16 protein-coding genes are annotated in these 17,614 nt (G+C 68.6%); 13 read left to right on the top strand and 3 right to left on the bottom strand.

The window, feature by feature from the left end; translation table 11 throughout:
• Window positions 1–2: 2 nt before the first annotated feature.
• The gene (locus tag ABZ319_RS10485; RefSeq protein WP_354986077.1) at window positions 3–1,826 is read left to right on the top strand and encodes a protein kinase; all 1,824 of its coding nucleotides are present in this window, start codon (window positions 3–5) and stop codon (window positions 1,824–1,826) included.
• 9 nt (window positions 1,827–1,835) lie between these two features.
• Here the strand turns inward: ABZ319_RS10485 and ABZ319_RS10480 are convergent, their stop codons facing one another.
• Both ABZ319_RS10480 and ABZ319_RS10475 read right to left on the bottom strand, forming a co-directional pair.
• Window positions 1,836–2,426 carry a GNAT family N-acetyltransferase gene (locus ABZ319_RS10480; protein ID WP_354986076.1) on the bottom strand — a complete coding sequence of 197 codons (591 nt, stop codon included), beginning with the start codon at window positions 2,424–2,426 and terminating at the stop codon, window positions 1,836–1,838.
• Complete coding sequence (locus ABZ319_RS10475; protein ID WP_354986075.1) at window positions 2,423–3,262, bottom strand: GntR family transcriptional regulator; 840 nt, start codon at window positions 3,260–3,262, stop codon at window positions 2,423–2,425. Before ABZ319_RS10475 ends, ABZ319_RS10480 begins: the two co-directional genes overlap by 4 nt.
• Before the next feature lie 174 nt (window positions 3,263–3,436).
• Between ABZ319_RS10475 and ABZ319_RS10470 the strand changes: the two genes are divergently transcribed.
• On the top strand, window positions 3,437–3,946 hold the full coding sequence (locus ABZ319_RS10470; protein ID WP_354986074.1) for a DUF4254 domain-containing protein: 510 nt from the start codon (window positions 3,437–3,439) through the stop codon (window positions 3,944–3,946).
• A gap of 235 nt (window positions 3,947–4,181) precedes the next feature.
• Here the strand turns inward: ABZ319_RS10470 and ABZ319_RS10465 are convergent, their stop codons facing one another.
• Window positions 4,182–6,038 carry an AAA family ATPase gene (locus tag ABZ319_RS10465; protein WP_354986136.1) on the bottom strand — a complete coding sequence of 619 codons (1,857 nt, stop codon included), beginning with the start codon at window positions 6,036–6,038 and terminating at the stop codon, window positions 4,182–4,184.
• A gap of 2,905 nt (window positions 6,039–8,943) precedes the next feature.
• Between ABZ319_RS10465 and infA the strand changes: the two genes are divergently transcribed.
• The 11 genes from infA to ABZ319_RS10410 all read left to right on the top strand — a co-directional run bounded on the left by infA (window position 8,944) and on the right by ABZ319_RS10410 (window position 17,563).
• Complete coding sequence (infA, locus tag ABZ319_RS10460) at window positions 8,944–9,165, top strand: translation initiation factor IF-1 (protein WP_040804562.1); 222 nt, start codon at window positions 8,944–8,946, stop codon at window positions 9,163–9,165.
• 120 nt (window positions 9,166–9,285) lie between these two features.
• Window positions 9,286–9,399 carry a 50S ribosomal protein L36 gene (rpmJ, locus tag ABZ319_RS10455; RefSeq protein WP_067561702.1) on the top strand — a complete coding sequence of 38 codons (114 nt, stop codon included), beginning with the start codon at window positions 9,286–9,288 and terminating at the stop codon, window positions 9,397–9,399.
• A gap of 228 nt (window positions 9,400–9,627) precedes the next feature.
• Window positions 9,628–9,999 (top strand): 30S ribosomal protein S13, encoded by a 372-nt coding sequence (rpsM, locus tag ABZ319_RS10450; RefSeq protein WP_354986073.1) that lies wholly within the window; start codon window positions 9,628–9,630, stop codon window positions 9,997–9,999.
• Between the two features lie 9 nt (window positions 10,000–10,008).
• Window positions 10,009–10,422, top strand: a complete 414-nt coding sequence (gene rpsK, locus ABZ319_RS10445) for a 30S ribosomal protein S11 (RefSeq protein ID WP_354986072.1) — start codon at window positions 10,009–10,011, stop codon at window positions 10,420–10,422.
• Between the two features lie 25 nt (window positions 10,423–10,447).
• Window positions 10,448–11,053: a 30S ribosomal protein S4 gene (rpsD, locus tag ABZ319_RS10440; RefSeq protein WP_354986071.1), complete on the top strand. Its 606-nt coding sequence runs from the start codon at window positions 10,448–10,450 to the stop codon at window positions 11,051–11,053.
• Between the two features lie 203 nt (window positions 11,054–11,256).
• Window positions 11,257–12,315, top strand: coding sequence for a DNA-directed RNA polymerase subunit alpha (locus ABZ319_RS10435; protein WP_354986070.1), 1,059 nt, complete (start codon window positions 11,257–11,259; stop codon window positions 12,313–12,315).
• Between the two features lie 48 nt (window positions 12,316–12,363).
• Window positions 12,364–12,873, top strand: a complete 510-nt coding sequence (gene rplQ, locus ABZ319_RS10430; RefSeq protein WP_354986069.1) for a 50S ribosomal protein L17 — start codon at window positions 12,364–12,366, stop codon at window positions 12,871–12,873.
• 136 nt (window positions 12,874–13,009) lie between these two features.
• A complete protein-coding gene (gene truA, locus ABZ319_RS10425; protein WP_354986135.1) occupies window positions 13,010–13,837 on the top strand; it encodes a tRNA pseudouridine(38-40) synthase TruA in 828 nt (275 codons plus the stop codon).
• Between the two features lie 365 nt (window positions 13,838–14,202).
• Window positions 14,203–15,168 carry a helix-turn-helix domain-containing protein gene (locus ABZ319_RS10420; protein ID WP_354986068.1) on the top strand — a complete coding sequence of 322 codons (966 nt, stop codon included), beginning with the start codon at window positions 14,203–14,205 and terminating at the stop codon, window positions 15,166–15,168.
• Between the two features lie 453 nt (window positions 15,169–15,621).
• Window positions 15,622–16,497 (top strand): nitrilase-related carbon-nitrogen hydrolase, encoded by an 876-nt coding sequence (locus ABZ319_RS10415; protein ID WP_354986067.1) that lies wholly within the window; start codon window positions 15,622–15,624, stop codon window positions 16,495–16,497.
• Window positions 16,498–16,651: 154 nt separating this feature from the next.
• Window positions 16,652–17,563, top strand: coding sequence for a helix-turn-helix domain-containing protein (locus ABZ319_RS10410; RefSeq protein WP_354986066.1), 912 nt, complete (start codon window positions 16,652–16,654; stop codon window positions 17,561–17,563).
• The last annotated feature ends 51 nt before the right edge of the window (window positions 17,564–17,614 follow it).

Below are 17,614 nucleotides of genomic sequence, written 5' to 3'. Positions count from 1 at the left end.
CGTTGACCATCGGTCCCGGTGCCACCCTGGGCGGGTACTACCTCGAACGGGTCCTGGGCAGCGGGGGGATGGGCACGGTCTATCTGGCCCGCCATCCCACCCTGCCCAGGTTCGACGCGCTCAAGGTGCTGTGGCCGCATCTGGTCGGTGATCCGGAGTACCGGGCGCGGTTCGAGCGGGAAGCCAATCTGGCCGCCGCCCTGGATCATCCGAACATCGTGTCGGTGCAGAACCGGGGCGAGGATCAGGGCTGCCTGTGGATCGCCCTGCAATACGTCAACGGCACCGACGCCGCGAGCGCGCTGGAAGCATCGCCCGGCGGGCTGGCCCCGGAGCGAGCGCTGCGCATCGTCGCCGAGATCGGCCAGGGGCTGGACCACGCGCACCGCGCCGGGCTGCTGCACCGGGACATCAAGCCCGCCAACTTCCTGCTCGCGCCGCAACAGCACGGGGACGAGCGAGTTCTGCTGGCGGACTTCGGCATCGCGAAACCGTCCGGCGACGCCACCGAGCTGACCCGCACGGGCACCTTCCTGGCCACCGTCGCGTATGCCTCGCCGGAACAGCTGTCCGGCGGGCCGCTGGATTCGCGCACCGACGTGTACAGCCTCGGCGCGTCGTTCTACCGGCTGGTCACCGGGCAGCCGCCCTTCCCCGGCACCCAGGCCATGACCGTGATGACCGGTCACCTCCACAAGCCGCCGCCCCGGATCACCGCGGCGCGACCCGATCTTCCGGCGGCGCTGGACGATGTGCTCGCCCGGGTCCTGGCCAAGGATCCGGGCGATCGGTTCGCCACCTGCCTCGAATTCACCGATGCGGCGGCCGACGCGCTGGCGGGAAGGGGTGCGCCGCCTTCGATTTCCGGGGCGGGCGGTGAATCCGATCGGCGGGCGTCTGCTCCCGCGGCGTCCGCGGACCGTGCCGCGGAGACCGTCGCGCAACAATCCGCCGCGCCGTCCGTGGGTCGGGACGCGGAGACTGTCGCGCAACAATCGGCCGCGCCGTCCGTGGACCGTGCCGCCGAGACCGTCGCGCAGCAATTCGCCGCGCCGGTCGAATCCGAGGTGCGGCCCTTCGCGCGGCTCGCCAGCGCGAGTGATGCGTGGATCCCGCCCGATACCCGGTCCACCAGCTCGGATGTCGAACGGACAGTAATCAATTCAGGTCGGGGTGAGGTTGATCAGCCGACCGTCAGGGCCGGGAGTGGTCCACGCGGTGCGGTGGTGGATTCCGGCCTCGGGGCAACACGTGCACGGGTGTTTCGGTCACGTGCGGTGCGCTTGTCGGTCGGAATCGCGATACCGATACTCATCCTCGTGCTGGTGGTCGCCATCGGTAGCCGGAATTCTCGGGGGACAGACGACCCGACGGCCGGGACCACCGTCTCCGGTGAACCCACCTCGACGACGGCCCTGCCCTCGATGGCGTTCCAGAATCCGTGCGCACTCGTCACGCCCGAGCTGCGGCAGCGGTTCGAACTGTCGATCAACGCGACCGCCCTCAACACCGCGACCGAACGCAAGTGCTCGTGGCGTGCCAGATCGACGTCGACAACGGTCAGCATCGTCCTCGGTCCGGCGGGCTCCGCTGTCCCGGAACAGCTGCGGCCCAACGTCACGGTCGCGAACGCCGTCGACGGCGTTCGCGTCTTCACCGCGGCGACGAACTCCTCTACGCCTCCCTCCTGTTCCATCGAATGGCGGCCGGCGTTCGGCTACATCCGCATCCTGATGCAGGGCGGCTCGGCGAAGACGCCCGAAGCCGAACTGTGCTCGGGCGTGCAGGAGTTGGCCGACCGGGTGTACCCGGCCGTTGATCGCTGATCCGCTCGTTCAGCCTGCGTGGAGCTGCTGCTGCACCGTGGCGGACACGGGCAGCGGTGGGAGTCTACGGGTGGAAACCCAGCTGGCGGTCGCCCGTTCGAACAGGGCGCAGGAGGGGCCGGTGGCTTCGGGGCCGGCTACGCGAGCCTGGCGGAAGCCCGCGCGGACGTAATAGTCGTGCAGGGCCGTGTTCGTCGTCCACGCGTCCAGGCGGACCCAGTCGCGGTGGGTGCGGGCGGCGAGCATCGCGGCGTGTTCCAGCAGCGCGTGGCCTATGCGATGGCCCGCGAAGCGGAGGTCGACGATCATGTAGTGGACGATCACGGCGTCGGCGAGTTCGCCTGGCGACCACAGGCCTTCGTCGGCACGGTCGTTGACCGTGATCGTGCCGGCCACCTCGCCGTCGATCTCGGCCATCCAGGTCTCGCCGTTGCCGACCGCGCGCGCGACCGACCGGACGAAGGTCTCTATGGGCAGGCCGCGGCCCGCGCGCGTCCACTGGTCACTGCCGCGAGCGGCCAGCCAGGACGTACGTTGCAGGCGGAACCGGGTGATGGTCCCGATGTCGGCGAGGCGGGCCGGCCGGATTAGGGGGGTCATGAGGAGCCGGGTAGCAGCGAACTCTCGAAGGAGTGGGAATTGGCGGGAGGTGGTGGGGCGCCGAGGGTCTTGCGAATGACGTCGGTGCCGTCGTCGTCGCCCAGTTCGTAGGCGAGGCGATTGCGGGCCGCCGTGGAGCGATGGCGGGTGACGCGGGTGATGCGCTCGTGGTTCGCGCCGATGCGCAGGTGGTCCAGCAGGATCGTGCCGGGACCGACCCCGAGCACGGCCGCCTCCTCCGCGGTCGCCGGGCGCGCCACGACCGTATCGCGGTGCGCGGTCTCGGCGTAACCGCGCTCGGACAGCCGTCGCGTGGTGCCCTCGGGGATGTCGTGCGGTACGTCGATGCCGGTGGCCTCGGCGAGGTCGCGCGGATAGAAGCTGACCTCCCAGGACCACGGCTCATTGTCCAGGTACTGCATGACGGTTCGTGACACGACCCAGGCATCCCTTTCCACGCCGAGCCAGTGGGCAACCTCCGGACTGGCCGGTTCCATTCTGGCAGTGAACTGTTTGGACGGCTCGCGCCCGGCCGCCCGGGCGATCTCTACGAAGATATCGTGTGCTGCCCGCGGCCGGTCGGGTCGAATATGGTTGGTGACAACCGATTCGAGAACCTCTTGGCTGCGGACGATAGTGCCTCTGGAAGTTGCTGTGTAAACCAAGTTCTCGGCGACCAGGAGTTGAATCGCGTTGCGAGCGGTGGTGATCGAAACCTGCATCTGGTCGGCCAGCTCGTTGTGGCTGGGAAGTCGATCGCCCGGCTTCCACTTGCCAGCGCGGATCTCCTCGCGGAGGAGGTCTGCGATCCGTTGGTATCTCGGACCGTCCGCCATCTCGCTCCTCGGTTGTTGCTTCAAGGACCCGAAGTCTACTCCGGGTGCCGAATCGCCGTGTAAGGCTTGACAGGGACGTTCCGAGGTTTATTGTAATGAACGTCCTGAATGCGTGTTGTACGTTCATGAACGCGAGGCAACGTGGCAGGTTCGGAGACATCAAATACGGTCGTTGTGGCGCTGCCCGACGTGTCCGAGCAGTATGCGGACGTCGTCGATACGCAGGGCTTGACCTCCGGGCTATTGCCGACCTCCGACCTACTTTTGCGCGCCTGCCGCGGTCACCGCGTCATCGGCGGACCCCTGCTGTGGTTCGCCCATGATCTCGCGGTGCTGCACGAGCGGCGCATCGTCGGTCGCGGCGGCTTCGGGCCGGAGATGGATCCGGCCGCGATAGTCGAAAACAAGCGTCGGCGTGTCGAATTGGTCATGGCCATCGACGACTGGATCGTGCGCTCGGTGCCCCAGCATCGGCTGGGCGCCACCCTGCACACGGAAACGGTCGGTTCGGTCATCGATCGGCTGGCCGAGGCGTCGATCCGCGCGCATCACGCGCTGATGACCCTCGACGCCAACGACGAGATGCTGCACGGCGCGTGGCACCATTTGGCCGAATTGTCTGACGCCTACGACGATTTGGTGCGCGACGTGCTCGCCGGGCGTCGGCGGTTGCCCGCCTGGTAAAGGCCCCTGGCGGTCCCGCCGGAACCTCGAGGGTGGGGTCCGGCGGGACGGTCCATCGCGGGTTTGTCCGGCTTCCGGGCTGTGTCCGGGAGTCGATCGGTGCGTGCCCGGGTGCGGTGGGTCGCGGGTGAATCGCGACGGCTGTCGCATTTGTCGTTGTGCTGCTGGTGATTTCGATACGGACGCAAATCGCGCCGGGGCTGTGGCCCCGGCGCGATCGGTCGTGTGAGTGCGGTCAGCCGTGGCGGCGGTGGTCGGTGGCGAAATCGTCGGCGACGGTGGCGGCGAGTTCCACGTAGGCGCGTTTGGTGTCCTTCGTCAGGCGGGCCAGGTCGATCTCCGCGCCTTCGCCGAGGTGGCCGTCGTACGGGATGATGTGGACCGCGCGGCAGCGGGACAGGAAGTAGTCGCGGAGCTGGTTGATGCCCACGGTCTTCGCGCCGGGGCGCGGAAGGTTGATGACCACCACGGCATTTCGGACCAGGTGGTCGTGGCCGTGGAGGGACAGCCAGTCCAGGGTGGCGGCGGCGCTGCGGGCGCCGTCGATGGCCGAGGACGAGATCAGGACCAGGGAGTGGGCCAGGTCCAGGACGCCGGCCATGGCCGAATGCATCAGCCCCGTGCCGCAATCGGTGAGGATGATGTTGTAGAAGCGCTGCAGGATTCGGGCGACCGACCGGTACTCGTCTTCGCTGAACGCCTCCGAGGCGGCCGGATCACGTTCGCTGGCAAGCACTTCCAGGCGACTGGACGCTTGGGAGGTGTGGCGGCGGACGTCGGAGTAGCGCGTGATCGAGGGATCCAGGAGCAGGTCCCGGACCGTGGAACGGGTTTGCAGCGCCACCCGCTGGGAGAGCGTGCCGAAGTCCGGGTTCGCGTCGACCGCGATCACCCGGTCGCCGCGGATCGAGGAGAAGATCGCGCCCAGGCCCATGGTCGTGGTGGTCTTGCCGACGCCGCCCTTGAGGGAGAGCACCGCGATGCGGTAGTCGCCGCGCACGGGCTGGCGGATTCGGGCCACGAGTTCCTGTAGACGACGCTCTTCGGCGGACAGCCCCGGGTTGATGGCTCCGCCCGAAACATGGTGCACGGCTTTACGCCAGCCTGAACCGGGGGCCTTCTTGGCGCGCCGCAGCGGCACGTTGTCCAGCGAGGGTGGTGGCTGTGCGCTGCCGTACTGCAGGGGTGCGCCGGGGGCGGGGTATTGCTGCCCCTGGCCGGGGCCGTACGCGCCGGAAGGTCCCGGGCCGTAACTCGCGGGCCCGCCGGGTGCGGCCTGGCCGTACTGCGGCGAATTGCCCTGCGGCCCGCTGGCATCCGGCCCGTACTGCCCCGGCGCGAACTGCTGTGGCCCGTTCGGCTGCCCGGGCGCACCCGGCCCGTAGGACGGCTGCCCGTGCGGCGCGCCGTGCCCGGCCTGCGCCGCACCACCGAGATGCGGCTGCTGCCCGGAGTCGGCTACCTGCCCGCCGACCGGCTCGGCCGACGGTCCCTGACCCAGCGGCTCGCCAGAAAGATTCTGTCCAGCCGGGTTGCCGGGATTGGCCCAATTAGCCTGTCCCGGGTTGATTCCCGGCTGCTGCCACTGCGCGCCGCCCGCGGAATCCTGTCCGCCCGGCTGCTGCGCCCAGCCCGCCTGCTGCGTCGCGCCGGCGTGCGGCCCGCCCTGCTCGAATCCGGGCGGCTGCCATTCACCGGTCGCCGGACCGCTGTTCGGTCCGGGTGCACCGGCCTGCTGCGGCCCACCATGGGGTTGCTGCCACGGACCCTGTTGTGGGGTACCGAAACCGGCGCCCTGCCCGCCCTGCGGAGCTTGCCCGTAGACGGTCGTCGGATCCGCGTAATGAGGTTGCTGCGGAGCACCGGGGAAGCCTTGGGCTCCACCCGCCGGTGGCCGCTGCCCCGGCGCGAACGGCGGTTGCTGCTGCGCGGCAGGCGCGAACGGTTGCGCCGCCTGCCCCTGGCCGCCCGCCGCAGGGTTCACCCGCGGCCCGTTGGTGTCTCCGCCCGGCGTCTCATTTCCGGGCGGCGGCCAAGAATCATCACGCTGCGGGGCCCGATGCGAAGACTCCGAACCACCCAACCCGTCCACGGCCCGATGCCGGCCCGTACTGGTCGATGCGTTCCCGCCGGTGGCCCAGTTCTCCGCGGCGGCCCGCCCGGCTTCGGGCGAACCCACGGGACCGGCCGCCGGGCCTGTGGTTCGCGACTCGTCGGCGGGATCGCCCGGCAGGTCGCGACGTGCCGCCGCGGCCGGATCCGGGTCGGCTGTCGTTTCGCCGGGACGGTCGGTCGCCGGAGCAGCGTGCGGGGAACCGTCAACCGCCGCAGCATCGCTCGACCCGCCGAGATCGGGCTGGGTCGCCGGCAGCGCATGGTCGGAGCGTTCGGCCGCGGAGGCACCGGGGCCGTCGATACCGGGCACGCCGCTTCCGACCGAATCTCCGATATCGGGTAGCGGTGCAGCCGCGCCGGGAACCTCGGCTGTCGCCTTGTGCTGCGTTGTGGCCTCCGCGTCGCTCGGGTCGAGCAAGGGGTCGGCTGGGCGCTCGTCTGGTCCGTTCGCGTCCGCTGTATTCGGCACCGACTGGCGGACATGTCGCGTTTCGGCGTCGGGCGCGGCGGAATCTAGCTGCGCTGCCTCAGGTTTCGGGGTGTCGCGGACCGCCGCCTCCATCGCGTCCTGGCCGGGCGGGGCGGGGGGTAGCGGGGGAACGGAATTCGGTTCGGGTGCGGGGGGATTCGTCGTCGGCGTGGGGGGTGTCGTCGCGCCCTGCTGGGCGGGAGCCGGGGGCAGGGGAGGGCGGTTGGGGGTGGCGGCGTTCGGGGCGCTCGTCGGTTGGTCGGGTGCCGGGGGCAGAGGGGGGAGGCCCGGGGGGTGCGGTGCGGGGGCGGTGGGGGGTGCGCTCGAATCGGCGGGACCGGTGGACGGTGCCGGGGGGAGGCCCGGGGATGTGGAGGGAGCGCTTGGGGCGGAGGGGGACGTGGGGAGGGCCTGCCGAGCATCGGGGGCCGGCGGGAGGGGTGGGGTGCGGCGCGAATCGTTGTTCGGCGCAAGGGGGTTCGCGGCCGTGGCGGAGGGGGCTCCGGGCGGGGCGTCGGGGAGCGGGGGGAGGTGCGGCGGCATGGGGCGCGCGGCATCGGGGGCCGGGGGTAGGGCGTCGCGAGCGGCGGGTGCCTCGCCCGGGGCGGGGGGCAGCGGCGGGAGGCCGGGCTGCGGGGGTGTGTTCGCTGCGGGCGGTGTGGTGAAGCGGCCCGTGCCTATGGCCTGGTTGTGCGGGGTGGGGGCGTCGGGGAGGGGTGGGCGTGCGGGATCGCGCGGCGGCACGGCCGGGGGTGCACTCGGCGGAGCGGCGGGGGCCGGGGCGTCGGGGAGCGGGGGGCGTGCCGCGGCGGGTGGGGTCGGGGCGGGGGTCGACGGGCCGTCCGAGCGGACGGGCGGGGGGACGTCGAAGGGGCCGGGGGCGGGGCCCGTGGAGGGCGAGGGGCGGGGCGCGGGGGGAGCGGGGAAGTCGAGGGGGCCCGGGGTGCGGGCGTCCAGGGGTGGCAGGCGGGGTGGGCTGACCTGGGATTTCGCGGGGGGTGCGGAATCCGGTCGGGGAGTGGTCGCGGGCGCGCCGACCTGGGGCGGCGGCGGGGGCAGGTCGGGGTGAGGGGTGCGCGGGTTCGCGGATTGCGTTGGGGTGGAGGGGAATTGGCCGGTCGTGGGAGATCCGGCCGTCCCGGGTCCGCGATTTCTGGCGCTCGGGCCCTGGGGCTGCGGATCGCTCGGGCGCTGGGTGCCGGATGAGGTGTTCGTCGACTGCTGCGCGCCGCCGGCGCTACTCGTGGATCGAGGCGAGCCGAACCCATCGCCCGTCGGTGTCGGGGCGCCGAAACCGTCGCCCGTGGATCGGGGTGTGCCGAACCCATCGCCCGCGGATGTCGGAGCGCCGAACCCATTGTTCGCGGACGTCGGAGCGCCGAACGTCTCGCCCATCGACGGTTGAGCGCCGAACGCTTCGCTCGTCGCGGGCTGTTCGGGGGCCGCGGGGCGCGGCAGCGGAGGCTGTTGTGTGCGCGCATCGCCCGACTGGGCCGGGGACTGTTGAGCGTCACCCCGGTGATCGGGGCTCGCGGGAGGTCGGTGGCCGTTGGCCTGGGGGCGCGGGTCCACCGGGTGTTGCGGGCGGCCGTTGGTGGCCGGACCCGGGGCGCCGGGGATGTCGCTGACGGGGAGACCGTTCGTGTCCGTCGGCTGCTGGAACTCGGGGGACCGGCCCATGGGAGCGGACCGGCCGGCTGTGCCGCGGGGGTCGGGTGACCGGCCGTCGGTGGGCTGCGGCGCTGTGCCGCGTGCCGCGTCCGGGGGTGTGGGCCGGGGCGGGTCGGGGGTGAACTCCAGGGGACTGCTCACACCGGGGCCCGGGGGCGGGGTTGCCGCGGCGGGGGGCTGGGAGCGGCGCGGGGGAGCCGGGGGCTGATCCGGCTGGGGCGCGGAGTCGGTGTCCTTGCGGGGTTTGCGGCGGCCGAACAGGCGGCGGGACGCTTTTTCCTCGGGGATGAGGTCGTCGTGGGGGAGGTTCTCGACGGGGGCTTCGTAGCCGGATTCGGAGACGTCGCTCTCGGAGAGCCATGGCGGAAGCATGGGGAGACCGTCGTTGTTGCGGCTCACATCAACCCCCGATGTGCTGGACGATCTTGCAAGGACAGCCCGTAGTTTAGCGATTGCCCCGGCCAGCGTGCTCCCCCGCTGGTACCTCGCACCGGTTGGGTGGGCGCCGCGGGTGTTCCCGCACACTCGGGACGGCCCTGGTTTGGCCGGATCTACGCGACCGGGTAAAGTTAGTCGGCGGTGCATCTTCACGCTGGTTGTGGCATGTCCGCATACTCACTTCCCGCGAAGTATCGCACCGTCTCGGCTTCCACGCACGACAGCGATGTCGCTGCTGGGCGCCGGGGTAAGCCGTAATGAGCTGCAACCAACCAGGTTCAGCCCAACCGGGATCGCGGAGGATATGGCGAAAAAAGAAGGGGCCATCGAGGTCGAGGGCCGGGTTATCGAGCCGCTGCCCAATGCGATGTTCCGGATTGAGCTGGAGAACGGTCACAAGGTTCTCGCGCACATCAGCGGCAAGATGCGGCAGCACTACATCCGTATTCTGCCCGAGGATCGCGTCGTCGTGGAGCTTTCGCCGTACGACTTGACCCGCGGTCGCATCGTCTACCGCTACAAGTGAGTTCCCGCAGGGGGACAACCAAGTTTCCGGGGTCCTGAACCCCGGTCTTCCCCGGCCATTCCGGCCGGGGAAAAACTGTGTTCACGGCCAGTGAGCACACGGAACCAGATTGGATCTGACGTGAAGGTCAACCCCAGCGTCAAGCCGATCTGCGAGAAGTGCAAGGTGATCCGCCGTCACGGCCGGGTCATGGTGATCTGCGAGAACCTGCGCCACAAGCAGCGTCAGGGCTGATCTCGGCCCACGGTCGGGGTCACCGGAGGTAATTCTCCGGTCGCTCACCAGCCAAGCACCGAACGCGATTCGGATTGGCAGAGAACAAAGAAGTAACTCCCAGCGCCAGTCGCCGTTGTCGAGCCCTGCAGAGGGCGGACGGCGGCCTTCCCCCGGTACGGAGGCCGGGGCCCCATTACGCGGGGACGGACAGGGAGCAGACCTCCGCAACCATTAAGGAAATGCCACATGGCACGTCTGATGGGCGTCGATCTCCCGCGCGAAAAGCGCATGGAGATCGCGCTGACCTACATCTTCGGCATTGGCCGTACCCGGTCCAAGGAGATCCTCGCGGGCACGGGCGTCAGCCCGGACCTGCGTTCCAAGGACCTCACCGATGAGCAGCTCACGACTCTTCGTGACTTCATCGAGCGCTCCGCTCTGAAGGTGGAAGGCGACCTGCGCCGCGAGGTTCAGGCCGACATCCGTCGCAAGATCGAGATCGGCTGCTACCAGGGTCTTCGCCACCGTCGTGGGCTGCCCGTGCGTGGCCAGCGGACCAAGACCAACGCCCGCACGCGCAAGGGTCCGAAGAAGACCGTCGCCGGCAAGAAGAAGTAGGGATAGCGCATGCCTCCGAAGAGCCGGACCTCCGGTCCGAAGAAGACTCAGAAAGCGCGTCGCCGGGATAAGAAGAACATCCCGCACGGCCACGCTCACATCAAGAGCACGTTCAACAACACCATCGTGTCGATCACCGACCCGACCGGCAACGTCATCGCATGGGCGTCCTCGGGCCACGTCGGTTTCAAGGGCTCGCGTAAGTCGACCCCGTTCGCCGCGCAGCTCGCCGCCGAGAACGCTGCCCGCAAGGCGCAGGAGCACGGCGTCAAGAAGGTCGACGTGTTCGTGAAGGGCCCGGGCTCGGGCCGCGAGACCGCGATCCGTTCCCTCCAGGCCGCCGGCCTCGAGGTCGGCACGATCTCCGATGTCACTCCGCAGCCGCACAACGGCTGCCGTCCGCCCAAGCGGCGTCGCGTCTAAAGCGGGAAGGAAAAGGTAAAGAATCATGGCTCGCTATACAGGCCCCATCACCCGCAAGTCGCGTCGTCTCCGTGTTGACCTCGTTGGAGGCGACCAGGCGTTCGAGCGTCGTCCTTACCCGCCGGGCCAGCACGGCCGCGCGCGGATCAAGGAATCCGAGTACCTCATGCAGCTGCAGGAGAAGCAGAAGGCTCGCTTCTCGTACGGCGTCATGGAGAAGCAGTTCCGCAAGTACTACGCGGAGGCCAACCGTCAGACCGGCAAGACCGGCGACAACCTGCTTCGCCTGCTCGAGACCCGTCTGGACAACGTCGTGTACCGCGCCGGTCTGGCCCGTACCCGTCGCCAGGCCCGTCAGCTCGTCTCGCACGGCCACCTGCTGGTCAACGGCGTGAAGGTCGACGTCCCCAGCTTCCAGGTCTCCCAGTACGACATCATCGATGTCCGGGAGAAGTCGCTGGGCACCCTGCCTTTCCAGGTTGCGCGCGAAACCGTTGGTGACCGCCCGGTTCCGGGTTGGCTCCAGGTCGTTCCCGGCCGTCTTCGCATTCTGGTGCACCAGCTCCCCGAGCGTGCGCAGATCGATGTTCCGCTGCAGGAACAGCTGATCGTCGAGTTCTACTCGAAGTAATAGGGGCGCTAACGCGCCGCTGGTGGATGACCACTTGTGGGGGCTTCGCCCCCACACCCCAGATCAAGGCCCAATGCTTGACATTCGTCAGGGCTTGAGACTTGACATCCAACGTAGGGCTCCGGCCCAGCGTAAAGGGATGTGGGAGTTCACAATTCCAGTCGTGAGCGTCAAATAGCGGACGCTCGAAGGAGGAGAAATCCATGCTGATTTCACAGCGACCGACACTGACCGAAGAGGTTGTGTCCGAGAACCGGTCGCGGTTCACCATCGAACCGCTCGAGCCGGGCTTCGGTTACACCCTCGGCAACTCGCTGCGCCGCACGCTGCTGTCGAGCATCCCGGGTGCCGCTGTCACGAGCATCCGCATCGACGGCGTGCTGCACGAGTTCACCACGGTTCCGGGCGTGAAGGAAGATGTCACCGACATCATCCTGAACCTCAAGGGCCTGGTTGTGTCGTCCGAAGAGGACGAGCCGGTCACCATGTACGTCCGTAAGCAGGGCCCGGGGGCCGTCACCGGTGGGGACATCGTTCCGCCGGCCGGTGTCACCGTGCACAACCCGGACATGCACATCGCGACCCTGAACGACAAGGGCAAGCTGGAGATCGAGCTCGTCGTCGAGCGCGGTCGCGGCTACGTTCCTGCCGTGCAGAACAAGGCGTCGGGTGCGGAAATCGGCCGGATTCCGGTGGATTCGATCTACTCGCCGGTTCTGAAGGTGACCTACAAGGTCGAGGCGACTCGTGTCGAGCAGCGCACCGACTTCGACCGGCTCATCCTGGATGTCGAGACCAAGAACTCGATCTCCGCTCGGGATGCGCTGGCGTCGGCGGGTAAGACTCTGGTCGAACTGTTCGGTCTCGCTCGCGAGCTGAACGTCGAGGCCGAGGGCATCGAGATCGGCCCCAGCCCGGCCGAGGCGGATCACATCGCTTCGTTCGGTCTGCCGATCGAGGACCTGGACCTGACCGTGCGGTCCTACAACTGCCTCAAGCGCGAGGGTGTGCACACCGTCGGCGAGCTGGTTGCCCGCACCGAGTCCGATCTGCTGGATATCCGCAACTTCGGCCAGAAGTCCATCGACGAGGTCAAGGTCAAGCTGCATTCGCTTGGTCTGTCCCTCAAGGACTCCCCGGCCTCCTTCGATCCGTCCTCCGTCGTCGGTTACGACGCGGCGAGCGGCACCTGGAGCGACAGCGGTTCGTTCAGCGACACCGACAGCGGCGAGCAGGACTACGCCGAGACCGAACAGCTTTAGGCCGTAATGGGGCGGGCGCCCCGACGGTCTTAGACACAGGAGATTCCAATGCCCAAGCCCAAGAAGGGTGCCCGCTTCGGCGGGTCGGCGTCGCACCAGAAGGCGATCTTCGCCAACCTGGCCACGGCGCTCTTCGAGCACGGTCGCATCACGACCACCGAGTCCAAGGCCAAGGCCCTGCGCCCGTACGCCGAGAAGCTTGTCACCAAGGCGAAGGCCGGCACCCTTGCCGACCGTCGCGAGGTGATGAAGGTGATCCGCTCCAAGGACGTCGTGCACGAGCTTTTCGCGAACATCGGACCGTCGTTCGAGGGTCGCGAGGGTGGCTACACCCGGATCATCAAGACGATCCCGCGCAAGGGCGACAACGCCCCGATGGCGATCATCGAGCTGGTCCGCGAGAAGACCGTGACCAACGAGGCCGATCGTGCCCGTCGCGTCGCGGCTTCGAAGGCCCCCGAGGCCGTCGCCGACGAGGCGAAGGCCGAGGAGACCACCGAGGTTGCTGCCGAGGCTCCCGCCGAGGCCGCTGACCTGGAGAAGAAGGAAGACGCCTAGTCTTCCCGCTCATTCCATGAGGAAGCCCGCCGTCCCCTCCGGGTCGGCGGGCTTCTTTCATGTTAACCAGGAGATCGCTGTGACCGTGGACGATCAGGCGGCCGAGTCGCCGGAGCCCGAGCAGACGCCGGTTCGGGTGCGGCTCGACATCAGCTATGACGGCACCGACTTCACCGGCTGGGCCCGCCAGCCCGGTCTGCGCACCGTGCAGGGCGTGCTGGAGGAATCGCTGAGCAAGGTGCAGCGCGAGCCGATCCAGCTCACCGTGGCCGGGCGCACCGACGCCGGGGTGCACGCGCAGGGGCAGGTGGCGCATTTCGACACCCGCACCGCGGTGGACGGCGCGCGCCTGGTGCACCGGCTGGCGCGGTTCCTGCCGAAAGACGTGCGCGTCAAGGATGTTCGGCTCGTGCCGCCGGAGTTCGACGCCCGCTTCTCGGCGATCCGCAGGCACTACGCCTATCGCCTGACCACCGCGCCGTTCGGCGCGGAACCCCTGCAGGCCCGCCATATCGTGCCGTGCCGTCCCGGCGTGGATCTCGAGGCCATGCGCGCGGCCTCTCGAAAGCTCTTGGGCCTGCACGATTTCGCGGCCTTCTGCCGGCGGCGCGAGGGCGCGACCACCATTCGCGAGCTCCAGCGCTTCGAGTGGGAGCGCGACGGTGAGTTGCTGACCGCCTACGTCAGCGCCGACGCCTTCTGCTGGTCGATGGTCCGCAGCCTGGTGGGCGGTGTGCTCGCGGTCGGGGAGGGCCGGCGCACGCCGGAGTGGATCGGCGGTTTGCTGAACGAACGCGAGCGGGCCAGCGCGGTGACCGTCGCGCCCGCGCACGGGTTGAGCCTGATCGCGGTGGACTATCCGGCGGACGCGGAGTTGGCGGCGCGGAACGCCCAGACCCGCGAGGTGCGGTCGGTGCCGGGGCCGTCGGGCTCCGCCGCGGCACAGGGCTGCTGCGGCGACTGACGGCCCCGCGGCTCGTCGGGGCGATGGTGTTCCCGCGTCGTCCCGCCCGGAATTGCCGGCCGCCGGCGCGGATTTCGCGGTGGCGTGAATTGCCTTATCGCCGAGTCGTATTCGGCTTTGCTTTGCGGGTGTTTCCGGCCCGATATCAGTAACACGGTGTCACGGTCAGCTCGCGTCGTCGCGAAGTGAAAGCTCAACTGGGGGGTGAGGATTCGTGCCGCGGGTTGCGGTGCGATCCGGAGTGCTGGGTCTTGGCGGTTCTGGTTTCTTCGGGCAACTTACCTATTTCGGGCGCGTCTTCCGAAAGTTGGAAGATGTGAAGGGATTTCGGCATTCTGGAACACCAATGGTGCGACAATCGGCCAATGAGCGGCGGCTCCGATCCCGCGGTGGTCGATGTTAGATCTACCCCCGAGGTTTCCGAACAGCAGGCATTCGAGCAGTGGGAGGCTGCCGTCGCGCAGGCGTATGTGCCGCTGGTCGTCACCCCGGTTCGCCCGGGCGAGTTCCGGGCCCGCATCGTGCAGTCGCGGTTCGATGATATGGACATTTCGACGGTTACGGCGACCGGCCAGCACATCTCGCGCCTGCCCCGCCTGATCCACGAGCCCGATGAGCCGTACCTGTTCGCCAGCATCACCACGCAGGGCAGCGGCTGGCTGGAGCAGGACGGCCGGGTCGGGGAGATGGCGAACCGCGGGCTCATGCTCTACGTGAGCTCACGGCCCTTCACCGCGCATTTCGAGCAGAACTGGGGGGTGGTGGCCGTGCAGGTGCCGCTGTCGCGGGTGGTCCGGGCCTCGGGGGTCCCCTCCGATCGCATACCGACCGCGGTGCGGTTCCCGCCCGAGGGCGCGGCGGGCATCGTCGGCCGATTCTTCTGCGGGCTGGCGCAATTGCAGCAGACCGCCCCCGATCAGGCCGCGGTGCTGGCCCGGCACGGCACCGGACTGCTGGCGTCGGTGGTCCAATTGGCGGCCGGGGAGACCCCGCACGAGGAAGCCGGGCAGGCGCTGGCCAGGCAGCACGCGCTGACCTACATACAACGGCATTTCGCCGATCCCGGACTGACCGTGGACGATGTCGCGGCGGCGTGCTCGGTCTCGCGCCGCACGCTCTATCGCCTATTCGAGGAGGGTGACGACGGCGTCGCCGCGGTGCTGCGCCGGTTGCGGATCGAACGGGCGCTGGCCCTCATCCGGACCGATCAGACGAGGCCGTTGCTTTCGATCGCGCGGGCCTCGGGATTCGTCTCCGAACGACAGTTCTATCGGGCCTTCCGGCGCGAAATGGGAATGACGCCGGGGGAATTCCGGACCGAGTACGCCTGAGTCGTACGGGATTCCGCGTACGCCGCGCGGTCAAACCGCCATGACGTGAATAGTCAGTGATCTGGCACGGCCGGACAGTCACAACATCGTGCCCGATGTGAATACTTGTGAAGGCATCCGGTTCACGCCGCTGATCTTCTCCGCACCAACTCGTTGACCCCGTGCACCGCCGGTCTTCGCGTCCCGATCGTGTCTGGGGCGAAGCGCCGCTTGCACGCAGGCGCAGTCGTCGACGTTGCCGACCGGCCGGGTCATGCGATGAGGAGACGCGACCCGGTCGTCGTCGAGCCGCCGACGACCGGGTTGCGTGCTGTACGCCCGGCATTCGGGGCGCTCACCAGCGCGGATACCTGCGCGAATGGACTCAGGCACGTCCGGTCGGTAGCTCGGCACGGTATGTCGCTGCACCTCGCCTCCGTTCGGCGAAGGGTGATTGCACAGATCATCCCGAGCGTGTCGAAGGGGGCCGAGGTGCGAACCAAGGTGCGGGTGGCGGCTGTCCAGGCCGAACCACGATGGCTGGACCTGCGGGCGGGCGTCCAGCAGGCGATCGAACTCATCGAGACCGCGGCCGCGGGCGGCGCGCAGCTGGTGGCCTTCCCCGAGACCTTCCTGCCGGGCTACCCGTGGTGGCTGTGGCTGGATTCGGTGAGCTGGGGACAGGGCTTCTTCGCGCGCTACCGCACGAACTCCATGACGGTGGGCCGCACCGAATTCCGCCGGATCGCCGATGCCGCGCGGCGCAATCGGGTGCACGTGCTGCTCGGCTTCAGCGAGCGCTGCGGCACCTCGCTGTACATGTCGCAGTGCCTGATCGACGACTGCGGCGTCCTGGCCGGTGTGCGGCGCAAGCCCGAGCTGACGCCATTGGAGCACAAGATCTTTCGTTGCGGTGAGGTGACCGCGCCGTACGTGTTCCGCACCGATATCGGCCGGATCGGGGTGCAGGGCGGGTCGGAGCAGTTGCATCTGCCCGCGCGCCGGGAGTTGGAGCGCACCGGTGCTCAGGTGCACGTGGTGTCGTGGCCGGGCTTCATCATCGCCCGGGATGTGGAGTGGGGTGTGCGGGTGAACAACGCCGCGACGCTCTGGTACGCGGTGGTCGGTCAGCTCAATGTGGTCGCGGCGTGTTCGATTATGGATGTCGCGGGCAGCGAAAGTCGCCACGGCGGAATGGAACCCGCCAAACAGCTGGTGCGCGGCCCGGGCGGTCACTCGCGAATCTTCGCCCCGGGCGGGGAGGAGTTGGCGGCTCCGCTGGGCGGGCACGAGGAGGGCATCCTGTACGCCGATCTCGAACTCGACACGAGCTGTGAATCGGCCGCGTAGGCGTTCGCCGTCGCTGGCTGACCGCAGTCGAATCTGACACACTGCCCGGTATTCGGCCGGGTGGCGGCCGTCGAGGGTTGTCGAGGGATGGGGAGTGGAAGGGTCAGAAGCGATCAATCGGTTCGAAGTGCGGACCGGGTCGGAATCGCCGGCGGTGGAGGCATTCGAGCGCTGGGAAGCGCAGGTGAGCGCGGCGTATGTGCCGCTTGCGGTTTCGCCGGATGCGAGTGGGAGTTTCGGGAGTTTTCACGGTCATATCGAGCACGGCAGGTACGGGGATCTCGAGCTCACGATCGTCGGATCGACGCCGCAGGAGATCCGGCGCACGCCCCGGTTGATCTCGCGGACCGAGGACGAGTTCCTGTTGGTGAGCATTCCGCTTTCCGGTACCGCGCGCCTGTATCAGGACGAGCGGATCGCCGAGGTGGGACCGGGCGGCATCGTCTTCTACGACACCTCGCGGCCGTACCGCTGGGAATTCGGGCAGGAGTGGGAGCAGGTGGTACTGCAGGTCCCGTTGAACCGGCTGCGTGAGCGTCACGGCCTGCTCGGCACGGAAGTTCCTACGGCGACGGCTTTTTCGGGGGATTCCGCCCCCGCTGTCGTGGCGCAATTCTTCCGCGGCATCGCGAAATTGCAGGGCGTCGATCCCGGCGGTGCGGCGCTGCTGGCCGAGCCCGGATTGGATCTGCTGGCGGCGGCGGTGGTGGCGGCCACCGGCGGGGTGGCCCGGGAACGTTCGGCCGATGCGCTGAATCGTCAACGCGTGCTGGTGTTCATGCGGGACAACTGCACCGATCCAGAACTCGGTGTTGATCGAATCGCGGCCGGTTGCCGAATGTCGCGGCGTACGCTCTATCGAGTGTTCGGTGAGTTCGAGGGCGGACCGGGAGCGGTGTTGCGGCGCATGCGAATCGAACGGGCCTGCGAGTTGTTGCGCAGCGCTCCACAGCTTCCGCTGTCCGCGGTCGCCAGTGCTTCGGGTTTCCTTACCGAGCGAAGTTTCTACCGTTCCTTCCGTACCGAGACTGGCACTACACCGGGTACATTCCGTACATTACTTTGAACTGTTCATTGGAATGAACATCGCGGTGGCATGAAGAGTCCGGAAAACGGC

Origin of the sequence: Nocardia sp. NPDC005978 (genome assembly GCF_040614455.1) — a bacterium.
GTDB lineage: Bacteria > Actinomycetota > Actinomycetes > Mycobacteriales > Mycobacteriaceae > Nocardia.
Note: the sequence above shows the minus strand (reverse complement) of the source record. Positions and strands in the feature narration are given on the sequence as shown.

Bases quoted from the DNA above. Each gene is read 5' to 3' on its own strand.
- ABZ319_RS10480 (WP_354986076.1), bottom strand. From the start codon at position 2,426: ATGACCCCCCTAATCCGGCCGGCCCGCCTCGCCGACATCGGGACCATC.
- ABZ319_RS10475 (WP_354986075.1), bottom strand. From the start codon at position 3,262: ATGGCGGACGGTCCGAGATACCAACGGATCGCAGACCTCCTCCGCGAG.
- infA (WP_040804562.1), top strand. From the start codon at position 8,944: ATGGCGAAAAAAGAAGGGGCCATCGAGGTCGAGGGCCGGGTTATCGAG.
- rpsM (WP_354986073.1), top strand. From the start codon at position 9,628: ATGGCACGTCTGATGGGCGTCGATCTCCCGCGCGAAAAGCGCATGGAG.
- rpsK (WP_354986072.1), top strand. From the start codon at position 10,009: ATGCCTCCGAAGAGCCGGACCTCCGGTCCGAAGAAGACTCAGAAAGCG.
- rpsD (WP_354986071.1), top strand. From the start codon at position 10,448: ATGGCTCGCTATACAGGCCCCATCACCCGCAAGTCGCGTCGTCTCCGT.
- ABZ319_RS10435 (WP_354986070.1), top strand. From the start codon at position 11,257: ATGCTGATTTCACAGCGACCGACACTGACCGAAGAGGTTGTGTCCGAG.
- rplQ (WP_354986069.1), top strand. From the start codon at position 12,364: ATGCCCAAGCCCAAGAAGGGTGCCCGCTTCGGCGGGTCGGCGTCGCAC.
- ABZ319_RS10420 (WP_354986068.1), top strand. From the start codon at position 14,203: ATGAGCGGCGGCTCCGATCCCGCGGTGGTCGATGTTAGATCTACCCCC.